At 70.7% G+C, this 19,827-nt stretch carries 17 protein-coding genes; 7 read left to right on the top strand and 10 right to left on the bottom strand.

Features of this window, described 5'->3' with window-relative positions; genetic code table 11:
* The first annotated feature begins 11 nt into the window (after window positions 1–11).
* Both OG252_RS34675 and OG252_RS34670 read left to right on the top strand, forming a co-directional pair.
* The gene (locus OG252_RS34675) at window positions 12–278 is read left to right on the top strand and encodes a hypothetical protein (RefSeq protein WP_329341109.1); all 267 of its coding nucleotides are present in this window, start codon (window positions 12–14) and stop codon (window positions 276–278) included.
* A 93-nt stretch (window positions 279–371) separates the two neighbouring features.
* Window positions 372–1,628 (top strand): pyroglutamyl peptidase, encoded by a 1,257-nt coding sequence (locus OG252_RS34670; RefSeq protein ID WP_329341107.1) that lies wholly within the window; start codon window positions 372–374, stop codon window positions 1,626–1,628.
* 110 nt (window positions 1,629–1,738) lie between these two features.
* On the opposite strand, the gene OG252_RS34665 is transcribed toward OG252_RS34670, so the two are convergent.
* Window positions 1,739–2,533 carry an EI24 domain-containing protein gene (locus tag OG252_RS34665; RefSeq protein WP_329341105.1) on the bottom strand — a complete coding sequence of 265 codons (795 nt, stop codon included), beginning with the start codon at window positions 2,531–2,533 and terminating at the stop codon, window positions 1,739–1,741.
* A 69-nt stretch (window positions 2,534–2,602) separates the two neighbouring features.
* Window positions 2,603–3,466 (bottom strand): hypothetical protein, encoded by an 864-nt coding sequence (locus OG252_RS34660; RefSeq protein ID WP_329341103.1) that lies wholly within the window; start codon window positions 3,464–3,466, stop codon window positions 2,603–2,605.
* A gap of 213 nt (window positions 3,467–3,679) precedes the next feature.
* On the opposite strand from OG252_RS34660, the gene OG252_RS34655 reads away from it, so the two are divergent.
* Together OG252_RS34655 and OG252_RS34650 are read left to right on the top strand one after the other, a co-directional pair.
* Window positions 3,680–6,241: a M14 family zinc carboxypeptidase gene (locus OG252_RS34655; RefSeq protein ID WP_329341101.1), complete on the top strand. Its 2,562-nt coding sequence runs from the start codon at window positions 3,680–3,682 to the stop codon at window positions 6,239–6,241.
* Window positions 6,238–7,389 carry a serine hydrolase domain-containing protein gene (locus OG252_RS34650; RefSeq protein WP_329341099.1) on the top strand — a complete coding sequence of 384 codons (1,152 nt, stop codon included), beginning with the start codon at window positions 6,238–6,240 and terminating at the stop codon, window positions 7,387–7,389. Before OG252_RS34655 ends, OG252_RS34650 begins: the two co-directional genes overlap by 4 nt.
* Before the next feature lie 87 nt (window positions 7,390–7,476).
* Here OG252_RS34650 and OG252_RS34645 read toward each other — a convergent pair whose 3' ends face one another.
* Both OG252_RS34645 and OG252_RS34640 read right to left on the bottom strand, forming a co-directional pair.
* Complete coding sequence (locus tag OG252_RS34645; protein WP_266440028.1) at window positions 7,477–7,896, bottom strand: organic hydroperoxide resistance protein; 420 nt, start codon at window positions 7,894–7,896, stop codon at window positions 7,477–7,479.
* Window positions 7,897–8,012: 116 nt separating this feature from the next.
* Window positions 8,013–9,035, bottom strand: coding sequence for an NADP-dependent oxidoreductase (locus tag OG252_RS34640; RefSeq protein WP_266440026.1), 1,023 nt, complete (start codon window positions 9,033–9,035; stop codon window positions 8,013–8,015).
* A 92-nt stretch (window positions 9,036–9,127) separates the two neighbouring features.
* On the opposite strand from OG252_RS34640, the gene OG252_RS34635 reads away from it, so the two are divergent.
* Complete coding sequence (locus OG252_RS34635) at window positions 9,128–9,571, top strand: MarR family winged helix-turn-helix transcriptional regulator (RefSeq protein WP_329341096.1); 444 nt, start codon at window positions 9,128–9,130, stop codon at window positions 9,569–9,571.
* A gap of 178 nt (window positions 9,572–9,749) precedes the next feature.
* Here OG252_RS34635 and OG252_RS34630 read toward each other — a convergent pair whose 3' ends face one another.
* The 6 genes from OG252_RS34630 to OG252_RS34605 form a co-directional block, all read right to left on the bottom strand.
* Window positions 9,750–10,937 carry an SCO2400 family protein gene (locus tag OG252_RS34630; RefSeq protein WP_329341094.1) on the bottom strand — a complete coding sequence of 396 codons (1,188 nt, stop codon included), beginning with the start codon at window positions 10,935–10,937 and terminating at the stop codon, window positions 9,750–9,752.
* A gap of 219 nt (window positions 10,938–11,156) precedes the next feature.
* The gene (yjfF, locus tag OG252_RS34625) at window positions 11,157–12,185 is read right to left on the bottom strand and encodes a galactofuranose ABC transporter, permease protein YjfF (RefSeq protein WP_266440020.1); all 1,029 of its coding nucleotides are present in this window, start codon (window positions 12,183–12,185) and stop codon (window positions 11,157–11,159) included.
* Window positions 12,185–13,294, bottom strand: a complete 1,110-nt coding sequence (locus tag OG252_RS34620; protein WP_266440018.1) for an ABC transporter permease — start codon at window positions 13,292–13,294, stop codon at window positions 12,185–12,187. Before OG252_RS34620 ends, yjfF begins: the two co-directional genes overlap by 1 nt.
* On the bottom strand, window positions 13,291–14,829 hold the full coding sequence (locus OG252_RS34615) for a sugar ABC transporter ATP-binding protein (protein WP_266440017.1): 1,539 nt from the start codon (window positions 14,827–14,829) through the stop codon (window positions 13,291–13,293). The genes OG252_RS34620 and OG252_RS34615 overlap by 4 nt, the downstream gene beginning before the upstream one ends.
* A 107-nt stretch (window positions 14,830–14,936) precedes the next feature.
* On the bottom strand, window positions 14,937–15,941 hold the full coding sequence (locus tag OG252_RS34610) for an ABC transporter substrate-binding protein (protein ID WP_266440015.1): 1,005 nt from the start codon (window positions 15,939–15,941) through the stop codon (window positions 14,937–14,939).
* Between the two features lie 174 nt (window positions 15,942–16,115).
* The gene (locus OG252_RS34605) at window positions 16,116–17,162 is read right to left on the bottom strand and encodes a LacI family DNA-binding transcriptional regulator (protein WP_266440013.1); all 1,047 of its coding nucleotides are present in this window, start codon (window positions 17,160–17,162) and stop codon (window positions 16,116–16,118) included.
* A 476-nt stretch (window positions 17,163–17,638) separates the two neighbouring features.
* Between OG252_RS34605 and OG252_RS34600 the strand changes: the two genes are divergently transcribed.
* Window positions 17,639–18,796: a mandelate racemase/muconate lactonizing enzyme family protein gene (locus OG252_RS34600; RefSeq protein WP_266440012.1), complete on the top strand. Its 1,158-nt coding sequence runs from the start codon at window positions 17,639–17,641 to the stop codon at window positions 18,794–18,796.
* A complete protein-coding gene (locus OG252_RS34595) occupies window positions 18,793–19,797 on the top strand; it encodes a zinc-dependent alcohol dehydrogenase (protein WP_266440010.1) in 1,005 nt (334 codons plus the stop codon). Before OG252_RS34600 ends, OG252_RS34595 begins: the two co-directional genes overlap by 4 nt.
* The last annotated feature ends 30 nt before the right edge of the window (window positions 19,798–19,827 follow it).

The raw sequence follows: 19,827 nt of genomic DNA, 5'->3' as shown, positions 1-19,827 counted from the left end.
GGATGAGCCGTATGAGAGGGAGAAACATCATCGCGGTGCTCGCTCTGCTGCCCGTCAACGCCCTGGCCGTGGGCTACGGGTGGCTGGCGGTCGGCATGACCGGGTGGGCGGCGGGCTTCGACGACGAACCGTACGAGGCGCCGATGGCCGAACTGGGCGTGACCTGCGGAGTGGTGGCGGCCATCGGCGTGCTGCTGTGGCTGGCCCGGCTGCGCGGAGCCGCGGTGTTCCAGCTGGCTCCGTTGCTCGTGCTCGGCCTGCTGATGCCGCCCTCCTGAGCCACACCCCATGGCGTGGACCACTTCCGTCACGCGATACTGCGGCCGTTCGCACCGCACGCGCCCCACAGCGACGGAAGGACCTGAACTTCCTTGAATTCCATACGTGTTCGGATCGGCGTACTCGGGCTGGCTCTGCTGGCCGGGCTGGCGGCCCCCACCCAGGCGTCCGCCGCCGAGACCGCTCTCCCACCCACCGTCGAGGAGCAGCGGCTCGACCGGGCCGTACCGCAGGAGATCCTCCGGCGGTCCGGATTCGACGCCGTGACCGCGGAGTTCGCCCGGGAGCTCGGCGCGGCGCGCTCCTACGCCGACGCGCGGCGGGTCGTCGTACGCGAGGGGTCGGCGCTGTGGCGGCGGGCCGTCGGGCGGGCGCAGGGGCGGGGACCGGTCGGCGGTGACCTCAGTCGGGACGACGACCGGCCGCTGTACTGGGCGCGGCTGGGCATGACACGGGAAGTACGGACATGGGAGCCCGAGTTCGGGCTGACCGACGACCGACGCACCGCGCTGCTCGGTGAGTTGGAGCGGACGTCACGCGGGCAGACCGCCGTGCGGTATCCGCGGGGCGACGGGATCAAGCGGGTCCTTGTCACCGGCTTCGATCCGTTCACGCTGGACCGGGACATCCGGATCTCCAACCCGTCGGGAGCGACCGCGCTGGCGCTCGACGGCACGGTGATCGAGACCGCTGAGGGGCCGGCGCGGGTCGAGACCGTCGTCTTCCCCGTGCGCTGGCAGGACTTCGCGGACGGCACGGTGGAGCGGACGCTGCGGCCGTATCTGCGGCAGGTGGATCTCTTCGCCACCGTGAGTCAGGGGCGCGTGGGGCGGTTCGACGTCGAGCGGACCAACGGGGCCTGGCGGGGCGGGTTCCCCGACAACGACAACATCGGCAGGACCGAGACCGTGCCGGTCCGCGATCCGGCCTCGCAGCCGCAGTGGACCTCGACGACGCTGCCGTACGCGACGATCGTGGGCGCCGAGACCGGGCGGTTCCCCGTGTACGACAACACGAGTGTGACCGAGATTCCGGCGGGCGGTACGGAGGCCGTGGTGCGGGCGGACGGGCCGACGCCGGGGTCTGCCGCGCGGGCCGGGGGTGGCGGGAACTATCTGTCCAACGAGATCGCCTATCGGGCCACGCTGTTGCGGGACCGGCTGGGGTTGCACGAGGTGCTGCCGGGTGGGCATGTGCATACGCCTGTGCTGCAGTTCGGGGCGGGGAACACGGATCCGGTGGGCGGGGCGGTGACGGATGCGGAGTTCGTGCGGAACCGGGTGGACATCATTGCTCAGGTGACGGGGATTGTGCGGGTGGCTGTGGAGGCTACATCGGCTTCGCAGTAGGTGTCCGGTCGGGGGGGGGCGGGCGTCGGGGTTTTTCGCCCCCTCCGCCCCTTCCCGTCCCTGGGGGCTGCGCCCCCAGACCCCCGCTTTCGGCCCGAAGGGCCTCGTCCTCAAACGCCGGACGGGCTGACAGGGCCTTCGGACGGGCTGAGGTGAGGCGTCTCCTCGGCCAGTAGGTCCCGGGCCATCAGCGTCGCGCCCGCTACCGCGCCCGGCATCAGGAAGACCGCGACGAAGGGGATCAGGAAGGACACGGCGAGGGGGGTGCCGAAGCCCCAGACCAGGGTTTTGCGGGTGCGGAGGAGGGCGAGGCGGTCGCGGAGTTCGACGCGGCGGCGTTGGAGGGCGACGGAGGTGAGTTCCTGGGTGAGGAAGAAGCCGGTGACCATGAAGCCGATCACGGGGACGACCGTCTGGCCGACGACCGGGATGAAGCCGAGCCCGAAGAGGAGGACGCCCCACAGCAGGGCCCGCACGAGGATGCGGAGGCTGTCGCGGGCCGAGATCCACAGCTCGCGCCAGAGCGGGAGGCCGGACTCGGGGGCGGTGCCGTCCGGCGAGACGTCCCGGTCGACCTTCTCGGAGAGGTTCTCGTAGAAGGGCTGGCCGATCAGGAGGGTGACCGCGGTGAAGGTGATGACGGAGAGGAGGAGGGCCAGGGCGAAGAGGACGGCGGTCAGGAAGCCTCGGAACAGGCCGGGCCACGGGCTCGACCAGTCGTCCGCGAACGGGGTCGCCCACGTCACGAAGTCCTCGCCCCAGAGGGCCAGGGCGACCAGGGCCGCCGCGTAGAGGACCAGGGTGATCAGGCCAGGGAGCAGGCCGAAGCCGAACTGCTTGCCGTGCCGGGCCACCCAACGCTGGCCCTCCATGAGGTACTTGAATCCCGCCCCGAGATCGCGCATGGGGAAACTCTATCGGGAGGTTGTCGGTCACCTTTTGACCGACCGGGTCGGGTGGCGCCCGGCGCCGGGTCACACCGGAGTCACCGCCACCACGACCCCCCGCTCCGCCGCCGGAGACACCGCCGCCGACACCCGTACCGCCGCCGCCCGCGCGAAGCGCCCCGCTCGGGACGCGCTCGTCATGAGGAGCGGCTGGAGGTGTTCGAGGCCGAAGACGAGGATTTCCTCGCCGGCGACCAGGACCGGGCGGGCCGCCTTCGTCGTCGCCGCTGCCGCCTCCGTGAGGTCGGCCAGCGGGGCGAGCGTCGTGCGGACCACGTTGGCGCCGGCGGCGGCCGCGCGTTCCGCGAGGGCCACTTGGAACGGCAACAGCGGGGCCAGCGCGGCCGTCAGGGCATCGGCGATGCGGCGGAGTTCGGGGTTCGACTCCTCCAGTACGTCCGCCGCCGCCCGGATCACCGGGGTGAGGGCGAGGAGCGCACCGGCGGCCAGGCCGGCCGCCGCCGGCAGCAGGGGCGAGGCCGCCTCGACCAGGTCGCCGAGCGCCGCCGCGAACTCCTCCACGGCCGGCTCCACGGCGTCCAGGACGGGCAGGAGGCTGTCGCCCAGGGCCGCGAGCAGCGCCTGGGCCGGTTCGCTCACGGGGTGTACGGCCAGCGGCGCCCCGGACGTGCCCAGCCGCATCAGCGTGTCGACGATCCGGTAGAACGCCTCCTGGGCCTGCGGGGACTCGCTCGCCTCGGCCAGTTCCGCGGTGGTCTCGCGCAGGACGCGCAGCGCCTCGCTGCCCGAACCGTCGCGAGGGTCGAAGGTGTTGATGGCGATTCTGGTGATGTTCCCGGCCGTGTCGAGGAGTTGGCCGGTGATGTCGGTGGTGTTGCGGGCCATGCGCAGTACGTCGTCCCTGCTGGGGAGCGAAGGGATCGTGGCCACGAGCTCTCTCCTCGTCTCACACGCCGGGACCGGCGCCGAACTCCGGGGTGTTCCGCCCTCAGCATGCCCACTCCGCACCCGCAATGCGCCCCCTGCCGACCACCGGTGACGAGCCGTCCGGGGTGTCAGCGACTCCGACTCCCTCTTGTTGCGGTTGAGTCGAACAGGTACACCTCGCCGTACCGATCACAGGAAGCCCCACAGGAGGTACGCGTGCGCACCACGAGAACCGTTCCTGCGAGACCTGTTCTGATCACCGCCCTCGCCGTCACCACGGCGGGCTCACTCCTGCTCACCCCCCACACCGCCGTCGCGAGGCCCGAGCCCCCCGTCACCCGCGAGGGCCCCGCCGTCGACGAGCGCGCCGCCCGTGCCCCCGAGAGCGCCGCCGAACGGGCACTCACCGGTCAGGGCAGCCCGACCACCGGCACCGGGCGCGGCTATCCCCGCGAACAGGTCCTGACTCCCGACCCGGAGAACCCCGCCGACAGGTCCATCAAGCTCGGCCTCACCCCGTACCACGGGATCGCCCCGAAGCTGAACGCCCTGCAACGGCTCGGTGACCGGGTGAGCGTCGAGGTCGCGGGCCGTTCGGCCGGCGGGCACCGGCTCTACCTCGTGACCGTGACCGCCCCGGAGAGCGCCCGGCAGGCCCGCACCCAGGAGCGGATGCGCGAGCTGATCGAGAGCGCGCCGGGCAGGGCCGCCAAGGACCCGGCGGTCAAAGCGGGTTACAAGACTCCCGTCTTCTTCAACAACAACATCCACGGCAACGAGTGGGAGGGCACCGACGCCTCCCTGAGGATCGTCGAGCAGCTCGCGACCGCGAACGACGCGAGGACGAAGGACCTCCTCGCGCACAGCCGCCTGTACTTCAACATCACGGCCAACCCGGACGGCCGTATCGCCGGCACCCGCGCCAACGCCAACGGCTTCGACATGAACCGGGACTTCGTCACCGCCTCGCAGCCCGAGGTGCGGGCGATGCGGCAGATCGAGATCGACAAGCAGCCGGCCGTCATGCTCGACCTGCACGGCTACGTCAACGGCACGCTCATCGAGCCCACCACTCCCCCGCACGGCGAGAACTACGAGTACGACCTGTTCCTGAAGAACACCTACGCCAACGCCCTCCGCATGGAGTCCGCCGTCAACGGCCTCGGCTACACGCCCGCGAAGGACGGCGTGCGGCCCGCGCAGATCCCCTTCCGGGACCAGGAGGAGGGCTGGGACGACTGGCCGCCGATCTTCACCCCGCAGTACGCGGCCTTCCACGGCACGGTCGCCGCGCACACCGTGGAGATCCCGCTGGCGGTGAACAACGCCGCCTACACCAGCCTGCCGGAGAGCGAACTGCGCCGCCGGTCCGCGATCAACGTGGACGTGGCCGGTGCCGCCATCCGGGCCACCCTCGACTTCGTCCGGACGAACCGCACGTCGCTGGTCGCCGACCAGATCGAGGTCTTCCGGCGCGGGGCGGCGGGCGCGGCCCAGGTGCCGGTTTCGGAGGAGACCGTGCCGGGCGTTCCGGGCATCGGTCCGGAGGACGTGTACACCACCGACTTCCCGCGGGCGTATGTCATCCCCGGAGGGTCCACCGCCGCCGCGCGCCTCGTCGAGCATCTCCTCGCCAACGACGTCCGGGTCACCCGCGCCGCCCGCGACTTCCGGCTCGCGGGACGGTCGTATGCGAAGGGCTCCTACGTCGTCGACATGCACCAGCCCAAGCGAGGGCTCGCCAACGTGCTGCTCGCCGACGGGACGGACATCAGCGACAAGGTCTCGGTGATGTACGACATCTCGGGCTGGAGCCTGGGGCGCCTGTGGGGCGCCGCGGTCGAGCCGGTGACCTCCGGCGGCCTGACGGGCCTGCCGCTGCGGACCGTGGACGAGGCCGCGCCGGTCGGTCACGTCGCTCCGCGCGGCGACCTGCGGCTGCGGCTCGACGACCCGCAGGAGATCGCGGCACTCAACGCCCTGCTCCAGCAGGGCGTTTCGGTACGGGGGTCCGCGGACGGCAGTGCGATCGTGCCGGCGTCGGCGCGGACGAAGGCAGCCGCGGCGGCGCGGACGTACGACGTCGCCTTCGACGCGACGAAGGCGACCGGCACGAGCGAGCTGCGCCGGCTGCGGGTGGCCGCGGCCGTCACGCCCGGTGAACTGTTCGCGCTGCGGGAGATGAACTTCGACGTCACGCCGGTCTCCACGGCCGTGCTGAACGCGGGCTTCGACTGGGCGGCGGCGGACGTGCTGTTCGTGTCGGCGGGACTGGACCACGGCGCCCTGAACACGGCCGCCCGTACCGCCCTCGACGCCTTCCTCGACAGCGGGCACGGGCTCGTCGGGCGCGGGGTCGCCGGAGCCGGCCTGAGCACCGCCGCCGGGCTGCTGGCGGCGAAGCCGGTCGAGGGCAACGGGGACGCCAACGGCGTGGTGCGGGTGGTGAATACGGGACCGGTGACGGCCGGTGCGCCGGATCACGGGTTCGTGTACGCGCCCGTCTGGTTCACCGACCTCGGCCCCGGGGTCCGGGTGGAGCAGACCTACGGGACCGGTAACCCGCTCGTCTCCGGGCATTGGCGGGCGCTGGAGGACGGCTCCGGCGGTCCCGCCCAGGCGGCGGGGCAGGCCTCGGTCGTCAGTGGCTCGGGGGCCGTTCTGTTCGGCACCGAACCCCTCTTCCGGGACCATCCGAAGGGGGAGTTCGCGCAGGTGGCACGCGCGCTGTTCACAGTGGCGCAGGCGCGTGGCGGTACAGGTGAGGAGAGCGGATGACACAGGAGATCCACGGCACCGTCGCGGACGGATTCGAGGCGGTGCGCGAGGAGTTCGCCGCCTTCGTGGCGGGGGAACGCCCGGACTACGAGGGGCAGTTGTGCGCGTACGCGCACGGCCGCAGAGTCGTCGACCTGTGGACGGGGGACGGCGCCGACGCCGGATCCCTCTACGGCGTGTACTCCTCGACCAAGGGTGCCGCCCACCTGGTGGTCGCGCTCCTCGTGCAGGACGGCACGCTCGAGCTGGACCGCAAGGTGACGTACTACTGGCCGGAGTTCAGCGCCGAGGGCAAGGGCGCGCTGACCCTGCGCGAGCTGGTCTCCCACCGCGCGGGCGTGGTCGGGCTCGACGCCGGGTTCACCGCGCAGGAGCTGGCCGACGACCGGCTGGTCGCCGAACGGCTCGCCGACCAGCGGCCGTTCTGGCGGCCGGGCACGGCGTTCGGCTACCACGCGCTCGTCATCGGCGCGCTCGCCGGAGAGGTCGTACGGCGCGCCACCGGCCGGACGCTCCAGGAGGTGTACGAGGAGCGGATCCGCGTCCCGTACGGGCTCGACTTCTTCCTGGGGCTGCCCGAAGCACTGGAACCGCGCTACCGCTCGGTCCAGCCCATGGCCCCGACGGCGACGCAACAGGCGCTGCTGGACTCGGTGCAGACCGGTCCGCACACGCTGTCCTCGATCGCCTTCAACCAGCACGTGCCGAACGCGGGTGACCTGGTGGACTACGCCAACTCCCGTGCCGTACGCGCCAAGGGACCGGCCTCGGCGGGCGGGGTCGCCGCCGCGCGCGGGCTCGCCGGGATGTACGCGGCGGCGATCAGCGAGGTGGACGGGCGGCCGCCGCTGCTGAAGCCGGACACCGTGGCCGAGGTGGGGCAGATCCACTCGGCCGGGTACGACCTGGTGGCCCGGGCGCACAAGTCGTACGGGCTCGGCTTCCAGGCGACGGCCGACATGTGGCATCCGTTCCTGGGTGCCGGGACGTTCGGGCACAGCGGCGCGGGCGGTTCACAGGCCTTCGCCGATCCGCGCAGCGGGCTGGCGTACGGCTACACCCGCCGCCGGATGGCCTTCCCGGGCGGGGCGGCACCGGAGAACGAACGGTTCGTGCGGGCCGTGCACTCGGCGGCGCTCGCCGTCTGACCGGCGTACGACGCCTTCACGGCCGTACGACAAGAGGCCGCACCCCACGTCCTGGGGTGCGGCCTCCGTCGTGAGCGACGACCGTGGTCAGGCGAGCGTCACGGTGATGTTGCCGCGGGTTGCCTTGGAGTAGGGACAGACCTCGTGGGCCTTCTTGATCAGGACACCCGCGGTCTCCGCGTCCACGTTGGGGATGTGCGCCGAGATCTCGACGATGATCCCGAATCCGTCGCCGTTCTTGCCGAGGCCGACCTTCGCGGTGACGGTCGAGCCGGAGATGTCGGCCTTCTCCTGGCGGGCCACGACGCCGAGGGCGCCCTGGAAGCAGGCGCTGTAGCCGGCGGCGAACAACTGCTCCGGGTTGGTGCCGGTGCCGCTGCCGCCCAGTTCCTCGGGCGGGTTGACGACGAGGTCGAGCCTGCCGTCGTCGGTGGCGACCCGGCCGTCGCGGCCGTTCTCGGCGGTGGCTACGGCCGTGTACAGGACGTCGGACTGCTGGATGGGCATGCGGTCGTCTTCCTCCTCGGTCTGCCGGGACTCGCGCCCACGATCCCGACAGAATTCGGAAATAAGTTACCGCATACCGGAAACAGCCGGGAAGACCTCCGCCCGCAGCCGGGTTCCTACAGCTTGACGATCATCTTTCCGGTGTTGTCGCCGCGCAGGACGCCGAGGAACGCCTCCAGGTTGTTCTCGATGCCCTCGACGACCGTCTCGCGGTACTTGAGCGCGCCCGAGGCGACCCAGGGGCCGACCTCCTGGACGAACTGCGGCTGGAGGTCCGCGTGGTCGCTGACGAGGAAGCCCTCGATGCGGCCGCGGGTCTGGATGAGGCGGGCGAGGTTGCGCGGGCCGGGGGCAGGCTCGGTGTTGTTGTAGACCGAGATCATTCCGCAGACCGCGATCCGGCCGTCGCGGTTGAGCTGCCCGATGGCGGCTTCCAGGTGGTCGCCGCCGACGTTGTCGAAGTAGACGTCGACGCCGTCCGGGGCGGCCTCGCGGAGCTGCTGGGCGACCGAGCCGTTCTTGTAGTTGAACGCCGCGTCGAAGCCGTACTCCTCGACGAGGAGCTTGACCTTCTCGTCGGAACCGGCCGAGCCGATGACCCGGGAGGCACCCTTGAGCTTGGCGATCTGGCCGACCTGGCTGCCGACGGCACCGGCCGCGCCGGAGACGAAGACCGAGTCGCCCTCCTTGAAGGCGGCGGTGCGCAGCAGGCCCGCGTAGGCGGTGAGGCCGGTCATGCCGAGGACGCCGAGGTACGTGGAGAGCGGGGCGGCCTCGGGGTCCACCTTGACCGCCTGCTGGGCGTCGAAGGTGGCGTACTCGCGCCAGCCGCCGAAGTGCAGCACGTGGTCGCCGACGGCGATGCCCTCGGCCTGCGAGGCGACGACCTCGCCGACCGCACCGCCCTGCATGGCCTTGCCCAGCTCGAAGGGGGCCACGTAGGACTTGGCGTCGCTCATCCGGCCACGCATGTACGGATCGACGGAGAGGTACGCGTTGCGGACGAGCACCTGGCCGGGACCGGGCTGCCGGATCTCCGCCTCGGCCAGCTCGAAGTCCTCGGGCTTGGGCCAGCCGACGGGGCGGCTGAGCAGACGCCATTCACGGCTTGCGGCGGGGAGTGTGCGGGTGTCGGACATGGAACCGGGCCTTCCTCAAAATACTTCAGTGCCTGAAACAACCATGCTCCTGAACATTTCAGGATGTCAAGTAACGGGGTACCCTGGATCCCATGGCCACACCCGAGAAAACCCGCCGGCCCGACGCGTTGACCATGGAGGTGGTCGAGCTGATCGGTGACGTCGTGGCGCGTTTCTACGAGGACTACGAGGAGGCGGCCGCGGAGCACGCGCTGACCGGAGCGCAGGCGCGGCTGCTGAACCTGCTGTCGCTGGAGCCCCTGCCGATGCGGAAGCTGGCCCAGAAGCTGAAGTGCGAGCCGTCCAACGTGACGGGCATCGTCGACCGACTGGAGGCCCGCGGGCTCGTCGAGCGCCGGCCGGCTCCGGCGGACCGCCGGGTGAAGGTGGCGGCCGCGACGGATGAGGGGCGGCGGGTCGCCCGGGAGCTCCGGGAAGGGCTGCGCTTCGCGCGGGAGCCCATGGCCGGACTGTCGGACGAGGAGCGGATGTCTTTGCGGGACTTGCTGCGGCGGATGCTGGAGCAGGGGCCCTAGGCGCGCACCACACCCCGCTTGCAGGGCCCCGGACTGCCCGAAAGGCCGCCGAGCCTGTCCGGCGGATCAACCCGCAGGGGAACGGACGGCGACGCCGCAGATCGGCGCCCGCCGCGGAGCGGCTGATGTCACTGCGGCCCCGCGTCCGCGGCATGATCCGCCGGACGGGCCCTGAGCCCTAGGTGCACCACCACAAGAAGCGGTTGCACGACTCCGACGGTGACGGATCCGCGGTGGGTTCCGACGTCGTGGGGTCCGTCGTAGGAGTCGGGGACTGTGCCGGCGGCGCGGGGTCCGCGGTGGTGGGGGACGTGCCCGGGTCCGTGGTGGCCGACTGGGCGTCCTTGTCGGGGTCGTCCTCGTCCTTCTTCGCGTCGTCGTCCTTCGCGGACTCCGAGGCGGAGGGGGAGGCCGACGCGGTCGGGGAGGGCGAGTCCGACGCGCTCACTCCGGTGCCTGCCGCACCGTCCTGCGCCTTGGCCGACTCGGTCACCTCCGTCGCCGCGCCGTCCGCGGACTCGCCGCCGGCCGCCGCGGGCTTCGGGCTGGAGCCCGGGGCGTCCATGCCGAGTTCCGCGAGGCTCAGCCCGCCGGCCGCCAGCACGAAGCCGGCGGCGATCAGGAGGGTCCGGCGGCGTCGGCGCCGGTGCGCGGCGGCCTTTCGGTCGCGTCGGCTCGCACCGCCCGCGGGGCCGTCGTCCTGGGTGTCGTCGTCGGCGTCTTCGTCGTGGTCGTCGTACTCTTCGGCGTCCTCGGGGGCTTCCGCGCCCCGGCCGCCACGTCCTCGCGCGCGTCTTCGTGCCGCCCGGCCGCCCGAGGGTTCCGCCACCGCCTCGGACCGGTGAGCGGCCGCCTCGGTCCCGGCCGTGCCGGTGTCGCCGTCAGCACCGTCGCCGCTCTCACTCGCGGCCCCCGAGGAGGCGCCTCCGTACCCCCGAGCCGTCCGCTGAGCGTCCTCGTAGGGGCCGACGGCCTGGCCGCCGCCGCCGTACGCCTCAGCCGCGCGGCCGCCTTCGTACGCCGTGCTCGCACTTTCGGGGGAGGAGTCCCCGTATCCACCGGCCGCCCCCTCAGCGTCCTCGTAGGGACCGGCAGCCTGGCCGCCGCCCCCGTACGCCTCAGCCGCGTGGCCGCCTTCGTACGCCGCGCTCGCGCCCCCGCTCGGGTACCCGCCCGCGTATCCGCCGCCGTACGTCCCGTCGGCCCCGTACGCCTGGTACGCCCCGGCCCCGCCCGGTGCCACCGCCTCGGCCGGCGCGTGCTGCTGCTGCGTCGCGTACGCGCGGACGGATTCGGCTGAGGTGCCGCACCCCGGGCAGGCGAGGGCGCCGTTGAGGTGCCGTCGGCACGGGAGGCAGTAGTCCATGACGCGGGAATATTAGGTTCCGCACAGGGAGCGCTCCTAGAGATCTCTGTGAAGGTTCCGTGCGGAACTGGCAAGTCGAGTTTGCCCAGTTGAGGGCAAGCCCGGCCATTCCCCGCTATCTTCCGACACACCGGAGCGGTCCGGCGCACGGCGTACGTGCGTCGGACCGCTCCGGCGTGACAGCGTCCCTTCCGGCCGTCCCTTTCGGTGTCCCTCGGCTCAGGTTTTCCTACGGGTCGTCATGGCGCGCTGGATCAGGATGAACGCGCACAGCAGCACACCGGTGGCGATCTTCGTCCACCAGGAGCTGAGCGTGCCCTCGAACTGGATGATGCTCTTGATCAGGCCCAGGACGAGGACACCGAAGAGGGTGCCCAGGACGTAGCCGGAGCCGCCCGTCAGCAGCGTGCCGCCGATGACGACCGCGGCGATCGCGTCGAGTTCCATCCCGGTCGCGTGCAGCGGGTCACCGGACTGGATGTACAGGGTGAAGAGGAGGCCGGCCAGGGCCGAGCAGAAGCCGCTCACCGTGTACACGGCGATCTTGGTGCCGCCCTGCGGCAGGCCCATCAGCATGGCCGACTGCTCGTTGCCGCCGATGGCGTACACCCGCCGACCGAAGCGCGTGTAGTGCAGGACGTAGAACGCCACGGCGAGGACGACGAGCGCGACGATGGCGCCGATCGACAGGAAGCCCATCCCCAGCGACGCCTGTGCCTGGGCCATGCTGCTCACCGAGGAGTCGTCGATGGCGATCGACTCCTTGCTGATGACCAGGCACAGGCCCCGGAAGAGGAAGAGGCCGGCGAGGGTCACGATGAAGGGCTGGATCTCGAAGTTGTGGATCACATAGCCCATCAGGAAGCCGCCCAAGGCTCCCACGCCCAGCGCGATGGGGATGACGACCAGGATGGGCAGCCCCTGCTTCTCCACCAGCCACGCGGTGAGCATGGTCGTGAAGCCGATCACGGAGCCGACGGACAGGTCGATACCGCCGGACAGGATGACGAAGGTGGCGCCGACGGCGGCGACCAGCAGGTAGCCGTTGTCGATGAAGAGGTTGAGGAAGACCTGCGGCTCGCCGAAACCGTAGTTCGTGTAGCGGCTCAGGCCCGCGACGTACATCGCGAGGAAGAGCGTGGCGGTCACCAGGACGGGCAGGCGCCGGTCGCCGAGCAGCCGAGCGCCCTTGGACGTCGTACGACTGTCCGGGGCCTTGGCCTTGGGGGTCTGGGTGGTCGCGCTCATCACGACACCTCCATCTTGGGGGCTGCCGCGGTGGTCGGTGTGGTGTCCGCCGGGGTGGCGGCCGACGTGCCGCTTCCGTTCGCGCCGGGTCCGGAGCCGAACCTGGCGCCGAAGACCTTCGCGCGGAACTTCGGGGACTGGAGCAGGCAGACGACGATGACGACGGCGGCCTTGAAGACCAGGTTGGTCTGGGTCGGCACGCCGATGGTGTAGATCGTGGTGGTCAGGGTCTGGATGACGAGGGCGCCCACCACCGTGCCGCCGATGGAGAACCGGCCGCCCAGGAGCGAGGTGCCGCCGATCACCACGGCGAGGATCGCGTCGAGCTCGATCCACAGACCGGCGTTGTTGCCGTCCGCGGCCGAGGTGTTGGAGCTGATCATCAGGCCCGCGATGCCGGCGCACAGCGCGCAGAACACGTACACCATGATCTTGATGCGGCGGGACCTGATGCCGACCAGGCGGCTGGCCTCGGCGTTGCCGCCGACCGACTCGACCAGCAGGCCGAGGGCGGTGCGGCGGGTCAGTGCCACGGTGACGGCCACGACCGCGGCCACCACGAAGATGGAGAAGGGCAGGGTCAGCCAGTAGCCGCCGCCGATCAGCTTGTACGGCTCGCTGTTGATGGTGATGATCTGGCCGTCGGTGATCAGCTGGGCCACGCCTCGTCCGGCGACCATGATGATGAGGGTCGCGATGATGGGCTGGATGCCCATCCGGGCCACCAGGAAGCCGTTCCACAGGCCGCAGACCACCGCGGCCACCAGGCCGATGCCCATGGCCAGGAACACTCCGGACAGGGCGTCCTGGTCGGACTGGTCGCTGATGTACGAGCAGGTCAGGGCTCCGGTGATGGCGACCACGGCGCCGACCGAGAGGTCGATGCCGCCGGTGGCGATGACCAGGGTCATGCCGACCGCCACCAGGATGAGCGGCGAGCCGAACAGCACGATCGAGACGAGGCTGCCGTAGAGGTGGCCGTCCGTCATCTTGATCGAGAAGAAGTCGGGGGTGAAGGGAACGTTGATCAGCAGCAGGACGACCAGCACGGCCACCGGCCAGAACAGGTGATGCTGTGTCAGCGCTCGCCATCGGGGAGTGGTGGTCACTGGTGCTCTCCGCTCGCGATGGTCTCCAGGATCCGGGTGGGGGTGATCTCGGGCCCGTTGGCGAGCTGTGCGACGAGCTTGCGGTCGCGCAGCACGCCGATGGTGTGGCTGAGCCGGAGCACCTCTTCCAGCTCGGCCGCGATGTACAGCACTGCCATGCCTTCCTCGGAGAGCGAGACCACGAGTTTCTGGATCTCCGCCTTCGCGCCGACGTCGATGCCGCGCGTCGGTTCGTCCAGGATCAGCAGCTTCGGCTGGGTGATGAGCCAGCGGGCGAGCAGCACCTTCTGCTGGTTGCCGCCGCTGAGCCGGCCGACGCGGGCCTCGGGGTTGGCGGGGCGGATGTCCAGCGCCTTGATGTACTTGGCGACGAGTTCGTCGCGCTGGGCGGCCGGGATGGGCCGGGTCCAGCCGCGGGCGGCCTGGAGCGCGAGGATGATGTTCTCCCGCACCGTCAGCTCGGGTACCAGGCCCTCGGTCTTGCGGTTCTCCGAGCAGAACGCGACGCCCGCGGAGATCGCGTCGTTCGGGGCGCTCATCGAGACCTGCTTGCCGCCGATGGTGACCTTGCCGCTGTCGGGCTGGTCGGCGCCGAAGAGCAGCCGGGCGAGTTCGGTGCGGCCCGAGCCGAGCAGGCCGGCCAGGCCGAGGACCTCGCCCTTCTTGATCTCCAGGTCGAAGGGGGCGACGCCGCCCGCCCTGCCGAGGCCGTCCGCCTTGAGGAGCGTCTCGCCGACGTCGGCGTGCAGCTGGTGCTCGTGGAGCTCCTCCAGCTGGTCCATGGCCTTGCCGATCATGAGCTGGATCAGTCCGACCTGGTCGAGCTCGCTGACCAGGTGCTCGCCGACCAGGGCGCCGTTGCGCAGCACGGTCATCCGGTCGCAGATCTCGTAGATCTGGTCGAGGAAGTGCGAGACGAACAGGATCGCGACGCCTTCGTCCCTCAGCTGCCGCATCAGGCGGAACAGTTCGAGGACCTCGTCGCGGTCGAGGCTGGACGTCGGCTCGTCCAGGACCAGCACCTTGGTGCCGGTTCCCGAGCCGTCGCTGTCGCCGGTGCCGACCGACCGTACGATCGCGACCAGTTGCTGCACGGCCAGCGGGTACGAGGACAGGGGCGCGGTGACGTCGATGTCGAGGCCGAGCCGGTCGACCAGCTCCGCCGCCTCCTGGCGCATGCGCTTCCACTGGATGCGGCCGAAGCGGGTGGGTTCACGTCCGATGAAGATGTTCTCCGCCACCGACAGGTTGGGGCAGAGGTTCACCTCCTGGTACACCGTGCTGATGCCGGCCTGCTGCGCCTGCAGCGGGCTGCCGATCCGCACGGACTTGCCGTCGAGGGTGACCGTGCCGCCGTCCAGCGAGTAGACGCCGGTCAGCACCTTGATCAGGGTGGATTTCCCGGCGCCGTTCTCGCCCATCAGGGCGTGGATCTCGCCGGGGAAGAGCCGGAAGTCGACACCCGACAGAGCCCGTACCCCCGGAAACTCCTTGACTATGCCCGTCATCTCGAGGACGGGCAGCGGCTCTGCCATGGCAGCGCTCCTCATCGATTTCGTTCAGGCCCGCAGGGAGCCCCCTGAACAGCCCCCCTCGACTCGGGGTTCGGTCGGGCGGGCTCCCTGCCGGTGGGTGCGGTCGGTCAGTACTTGCGGGTGGGGAGGGCGGCCTTGGCCTGGTCCTGCATGAAGTCGCCCTCCTTGGTCTTGATCCAGCGCTCGACCGTCTCGCCGTCCTTGACCTTCTGCACGACCTCCATCAGCTGGGGGCCGAGCAGCGGGTTGCACTCGACGATGGCGTTGATCTTGCCCTCGGACATGGCCACGAAGCCGTCCTTCACGCCGTCGATCGTGACGATCAGGATGTCCTTGCCGGGCTTCTTGCCGGCCGCCTCGATGGCCTGGATGGCGCCGATGCCCATGTCGTCGTTGTGCGCGAAGAGCACGTTGATGTCCGGGTTGGACTGGAGGAAGGCGGCCATGACCTGCTTGCCGCCGGCGCGGGTGAAGTCACCGGTCTGGCTGACGACGATCTTCCAGTCGTCGGCGTGGTCGGCTTCCATGACCTCCTTGAAGCCCTTGGCACGCTCGATCGCCGGGGCGGCACCGGTGGTGCCCTCCAGCTGGGCGATCTTGACGGCGCCCTTGTGGCCGGCCTTCTCGAGGACCTTCTCCAGGATCTTGGCGGCGCGCCGGCCCTCGTCCGTGAAGTCGGAGCCGACGAGGGTGACGTACAGGGACTCGTCGGAGGTCTCGACGGAGCGGTCGGTGAGGACCACCGGGATCTTCTTGGCCTTGGCCTCCTTCAGCACCGCGTCCCAGCCGGTGACGACCACCGGCGAGAAGGCTATGACGTCCACGCCCTGGGTGATGTAGCTGCGGATCGCGGAGATCTGGTTCTCCTGCTTCTGCTGCGCGTCGGAGAACTTGAGGGTGTAGCCCGCCGTCTTGGCCGCTTCCTTCACCGAGGTGGTGTTGGCGCTGCGCCAGCCGCTCTCCGAGCCGACCTGGGAGAAGCCGAGGACGAGCGCCTTGCTGCCGCCGGAGGTGGAGCCCGAGGGGCTGTCGTCCTCCTTGGCGCAGGCCGCCAGGCCCGTCGCAGCCGCCACGCCGACCGCCGCGGTGAGGAAGTTCCTTCTGTTGAGCATGCGTCTTCTCCTTTGAAGAGCCGGTCCGGGGATGGACCACTGGTACTCGATGGGACCGGCCGCACTGCGTCCAGCCTGTCGATCATTGTTCGAGATTTCGTCCGCACCGGTGGTGGAAGGCGATCAGTTGGTGCGGTTGGTGCGCTTCGTGCGGTTGGTGCGGTTGGTGCCGCGTCAGCCGGGAGCGGTCCCCGGCTGCGGGACGTACGGGAAAGTGCTGGCGCGAACGACGAGTTGCGGTTCGATGGCGACGCGGGACGTCCCGGAGGGGGGCCGGCCCTCGATGAGGTCCAGCAGCAGGGCGATGCTCCGTTTGCCCACCGTCGCGAAGTCCTGCCGGACGGTGGTGAGCGGCGGAGCGAAGAACTCCGACTCCGGGATGTCGTCGAAGCCGACCACCGCGACGTCCTCGGGAGTACGCACTCCCGCCTCACGCAGAGCCCGCAACACCCCCAGTGCCATCTGGTCGTTGGCGACGAAGACGGCGGTCAGGCCACGGCCCACCCAGCCGGCCAGTTCCTGGCCCGCACGGTAGCCGGACAGCGGACTCCAGTCACCCCCCAGCGGCAGCGGCGGTTCGACACCCGCCTCTTCGAGGGTCGCCCGCCAGCCGTCGACCCGGTCCACCGCCTCCTGCCAGTCCTCGGGTCCGGCGAGATGCCAGACCGTGCGGTGACCGGAGGCCAGCAGATGACCGGTGGCCAGCCGCGCGCCCAGGCGCTGATCCACGTTGACGCTGGGGATCTCCACGCCGGTCCCGGTTCCCACGGCCACCACCGGGAAGGGCTGGCGCAGTTCGGCGAGGGCCTCGACCGCCGACCGCTGCGGGGCGAGGGCGATCACTCCCTCCACCCCACCCTGGCTGAGGTGGTCCAGGGCCTCGGACAGTGTCTCCACCGTCAGTCTGCGCAGACTGACCGTCGAGACGACGTACCCCTCGGTGCGCGCCGCCTCCTCCAGCGCGAACAGCGTGCTGGCCGGTCCGTAGAGCGTGGTGTTGGAGGCGACGACACCCAGGGTGCGGGTGCGCCGGGTCACCAGGGCCCGTGCGGAGGAGTTGCGGCGGTAGCCCATCTCCTCGATCGCACGCTGCACCCGGGCCCGTGTCTCGTCCCGCACGTTGGGGTGATCCCCCAGTACGCGGGACACGGTCTGGTGGGACACACCGGCCAGGCGTGCCACGTCGGCCATGGTGGGCGGCCGGAGCTGAGTGTGGTTCACGGCCGCACCTCCTTGGTGGTCGGCTGCCGGTGAGTCCTGCGGGCCGGGCGGGTGGTTCCGCGCCGTCGGCTTCACGCCGGGGTTCCGGAGAGCCCCAAGGCACCGGGCGGGAAAGCGGGTTGAGGCACTGCCGACACGACGCTCACACCTCCTCGGATGCCGTGGGACGACGACTGGTGAATGCGGAGGTCATTGTGAGCGCTAACAATTCCCGTCGGTCAAGAGGGCTGCATCAGGGTCGTCGTCACGGTTGGATAACGCGCCGAGCGGCCACCCCGAGCGCCGGGTGACCGGTAACGTCCCTGGGTGCGGACGTGAAAGCCGGGACGACAGGACCGTCGCCGGCCGCGCCGGTCGGCGCACCGGAACCGTTGTGGGTTCGAACCATTGACACTCCGACCGGGTCGTCTTTACTGTCGCGACAGCATTTCGAACAAGTGACGATATCTCGAACAAGCCAGGACTTAGGGAGTACCGTGCGCATCACGGGAATCAGCACGCACGTGGTCGGGACGCCGTGGCGGAACCTGACCTACGTCCAGGTGCACACCGACGAGGGACTCACCGGCGTCGGCGAGACCCGCATGCTGGGCCACACCGACGCGCTGCTCGGCTATCTGCGCGAGGCGGAGCAGAACCACATTCTCGGGTCGGACCCGTTCGCTGTCGAGGACCTGGTCCGCCGGATGAAGTACGGCGACTACGGGCGCGCCGGCGAGATCGTGATGTCCGGCATCGCCGTGATCGAGATGGCCTGCTGGGACATCAAGGGCAAGGCTCTCGGGGTGCCGGTGTGGCAGCTCCTGGGCGGCAAGGTCACCGACAAGGTCAAGGCCTACGCCAACGGCTGGTACACCACCGAGCGCACCCCGGAGGCGTACCACAAGGCGGCCCAGAAGGTCATGGAGCGCGGTTACAAGGCGCTCAAGATCGACCCCTTCGGGACCGGGCACTTCGAACTGGACCACCAGGAGACCCTGTACTCGGTGTCCCTGATCGAGGCCGTGCGCGACGCCATCGGGCCGGACTCCGAGCTGATGCTGGAGATGCACGGCCGCTTCTCCCCCGCCACCGCCATCCGCCTCGCCAACGAGCTGGCGCCCTTCAAGCCCGCGTGGCTGGAGGAGCCCTGCCCGCCGGAGAACCTGAAGGCGCTGGAGAAGGTCGCCGCCAAGGTGGACATCCCGGTCGCAACCGGTGAGCGGATCCACGACCGGATCGAGTTCCGGGAGCTCTTCGAGAGCCAGGCCGTGGACATCATCCAGCCGGACGTGGGTCACATCGGCGGTATCTGGGAGACCCGCAAGCTGGCCGCGACCGCCGAGGCCCACTACGTGCTGGTCGCGCCGCACAACGTGGGCGGGCCGGTCCTGACCGCCGCCTCCCTCCAGGTCGGGTTCTCCTCGCCGAACTTCAAGATCCTCGAGCACTTCAACGACTTCGCGGACGCGGAGATCAAGAAGGTGATCTCGGGGGCACCGGAGGTCGTGGACGGCTACTTCCACCTCTCCGACAAGCCCGGCCTCGGTGTCGAGCTGGACGTGGACGCGGCGGCGGAGTTCCCCCAGCAGCAGGCCCGCTTCGACCTGTGGGCCGAGGGCTGGGAGCAGCGCAAGCCGAAGGGCAGCAAGTGAGCACGGCCGTCGTCGTCGAGGCGCCCGGCGAGCACCGCCTCACCCCGCACACGCCCCGTGAGCCGGGCGCGGGCGAGGCGCTGGTGCGCGTCCACGCCGTCGGCATCTGCGGCAGCGACCGCGAGGTGTACCAGGGCAACCGGCCCGAGGGATACGTCCGCTACCCGCTGACCCCGGGCCACGAGTGGTCCGGCACGGTCGAAGCGGTCGGCGCCGGGGTCCCCGAGGCGCTCGTCGGCCGGAAGGTCGTCGGGGAGGGTTTCCGCAACTGCCAGGTCTGCGACCGCTGCCACGCGGGCGAGACCACCCTGTGCACGGCGGGGTACGAGGAGACCGGGTTCACCCAGCCCGGGGCGATGGCCACCACCCTCACCCTGCCGGCCCGGCTGCTGCACGCCCTGCCGGACGACGCCGACCTGACGGCGGCGGCCCTGCTGGAGCCGGCCGCGTGCATCGCGGCCGCCGCGATCAAGGCGAACGCGCGGCCGGGTGAGCGGGTGGCCGTCGTCGGCACCGGCACCCTCGGCATGTTCGCCGTGCAGTTCCTGAAGGCGGGCTCCCCGGCGGAGCTGCTGGTCGTCGGCACACGCACCGACCGCGAGGCCCTGTCGAGGCAGTTCGGCGCCAGCGACTTCCGTACGAAGGACCAGCCGCTCCCGGACGACTTCGACGTCGTGATCGAGACCGCCGGGTCCGCGTCCGCCGCGCGCACCGCCGCCTCCCTGCTCAGGCGCGGCGGACGCCTGGTCCTGACGGGCATCCCGGCGCCGGGCGCCGAGGGCCTGGACCCGACCGACCTGGTCGTACGGCAGCTGGAGGTGCACACCGTCTTCGGTGCGCCGCCGGACGCCTGGGCGCACACGGTGCGGGTCTTCGGGGCCGGACTGCTCGACCCGCTGCCGCTGGTCACGCACGAGCTGCCGCTCGACGGGTTCCCCGAGGCCATCGAGCTGGTGGGATCCGGCGATCCTAAGGTGGGCAAAGTCCTGCTCCGCCCCTAGACGTACGCCGGTACGGGGGCGACCTGACGG

It is taken from the genome of Streptomyces sp. NBC_01352 (genome assembly GCF_036237295.1).
In the GTDB taxonomy this organism is placed as follows: Bacteria; Actinomycetota; Actinomycetes; order Streptomycetales; family Streptomycetaceae; genus Streptomyces; species Streptomyces plumbiresistens.
The sequence above is the reverse complement of the archived record's forward strand: the minus strand, read 5'-3'. Positions and strand labels throughout refer to the sequence as shown.